Here is a 310-nt window from a genome sequence, read left to right as displayed (position 1 = left end):
GCATGTCGTCACACTGCACAGCCGAGGCATTCTGCCGAAAGACAGCACCGAGCAATACGAAATCACCTTCTGGAATTCGATCAAGGACAGCAATTACCCCGCGGATTACGAAGCGTATTTGAAGGCCTATCCGAATGGGCGCTTCGCCACGCTCGCGCATGCGCGAATCGATAGGTTGCGGGCGGCGTCGGCGAATGCGCCTGCGCCTGCGCCGAACCCGTCGACACAGCAGGTTGCGCCGTCAGTTGCACCGCCGCCGACAGCGCGGCCGGCGACACCTGCTGCGCCCACTGCATCGGCCGCGCAAGAG

At 63.2% G+C, this 310-nt stretch carries 1 pseudogene; it reads left to right on the top strand.

Annotation, left to right across the window (positions count from 1 at the left end):
• A pseudogene (locus tag SB753_RS36065) lies at positions 1 to 310 on the top strand (hypothetical protein); the annotation flags it as partial.

The organism is Paraburkholderia sp. SIMBA_053 (assembly GCF_046534895.1).
GTDB classification, from domain to species: Bacteria; Pseudomonadota; Gammaproteobacteria; order Burkholderiales; family Burkholderiaceae; genus Paraburkholderia; species Paraburkholderia caledonica.
Note: the sequence above shows the minus strand (reverse complement) of the source record. Positions and strands in the feature narration are given on the sequence as shown.